Origin of the sequence: Arthrobacter sp. CAL618 (assembly GCF_000468215.1) — a bacterium.
Taxonomy (GTDB): Bacteria; Actinomycetota; Actinomycetes; order Actinomycetales; family Micrococcaceae; genus Arthrobacter_D.
Map to the genome: position 1 here is coordinate 1 of NZ_ASZW01000154.1, position 1,492 is coordinate 1,492.

The 1,492-nt window shown below is 65.0% G+C and carries 1 pseudogene (cut by a window edge); it reads right to left on the bottom strand.

Annotated elements, in window-relative coordinates:
- Positions 1 to 57: 57 nt before the first annotated feature.
- Positions 58 to 1,492, bottom strand: a pseudogene (gene abc-f, locus K728_RS19020) (ribosomal protection-like ABC-F family protein); it runs 157 nt beyond the window's last position.

Genomic DNA, 1,492 nt, shown 5'->3' on the forward strand with positions numbered 1-1,492 from the left:
CCAGCGCCGCCCCACCGCCGAGGAAGAAGAAGACGCCTACCTCGACGCGCGCGGCTATTAAGCCATCGTCACCAGGTCGAGATAGTCATCGCTCCAAAGGTCCTCGACGCCGTCGGGTAGCAGCACCACCCGTTCGGGGTTGAGCGCCTCAACCGCTCCCTCATCGTGGCTGACCAGGACGACGGCGCCACTGTAGTTGCGCAGCGCCCCCAGAATCTCGGCACGGCTGGCGGGGTCCAGGTTGTTGGTCGGTTCGTCGAGCAGCAACACGTTGGCTGACGACGCGACGATGGTGGCCAGAGCCAGTCGAGTCTTCTCACCACCGGAGAGCACCCCGGCAGGCTTGTCGACGTCGTCGCCCGTGAAGAGGAAGGACCCGAGGACACCGCGGACTTCGGCGTCCTTCATGTCCGGTGCCGAGGAGCGCATGTTCTCGAGGACGGTCCGCTCAGTGTCGAGGGTTTCGTGTTCCTGGGCGTAGTAGCCCACCTTCAGGCCGTGCCCGGGGATGACTTCGCCGGTGTCCGGTTTGTCGACGCCGGCGAGCATCCGCAGCAGGGTGGTCTTGCCAGCACCGTTCAGTCCGAGGATCACTACTTTCGATCCGCGGTCGATGGCGAGGTCGACGTCGGTGAAGATCTCCAGCGAACCGTAGGACTTGCTGAGCCCCTCGGCGGTCATGGGGGTCTTGCCGCACGGGGACGGTTCGGGGAACCGCAGCGCAGCAACGCGGTCCTGCGCGCGGACCGCTTCCAGCCCGCCCAGCAGGCGTTCCGCACGCTTCGCCATGTTCTGCGCAGCAACTGCCTTGGTGGCCTTGGCCCGCATTTTGTTGGCCTGGTCCATGAGGACCTGGGCCTTCTTCTCCGTGTTGGCGCGCTCACGCTTCCTCGCGCGTTCATCAGTCTCGCGCTGCTGCAGGTAACGCTTCCAGCCGATGTTGTAGATGTCGATCGTGGCGCGGTTGGCATCCAGGTGGAACACCTTGTTCACCGTCGCTTCAAGCAGGTCCACATCGTGGCTGATCACAATCAGGCCACCCTGATGGTTCTTGAGGAACTCGCGCAGCCAGGTGATGGAGTCGGCGTCAAGGTGGTTGGTTGGCTCATCGAGGAGCATGGTCTCCGCGCCCGAGTACAGGATGCGCGCAAGTTCAACACGCCGGCGCTGACCGCCGGAGAGGGTGCTCAGCGGCTGGTTCAGGATCCGGTCCGGCAGGGCGAGGTTCGAGGAAATCGCGGCTGCCTCCGCTTCGGCGGCGTACCCGCCGTGCGCAAGGAATTCTGCTTCGATCCGGTCGTAGCGGGCCATCGCCTTGTCGCGCACCGAATTGTTGTCGCTCGCCATGTCTTCCTGGGCGGCCCGCAGCTTGGTGACGACGACGTCGAGGTTCCGCGCCGAAAGGATCCGGTCCCGGGCCAGCTGCTCCATATTGGGTGTCCGCGGGTCCTGGGGCAGGTACCCGATTTCGCCCTTTCGGGTGACGGACCCG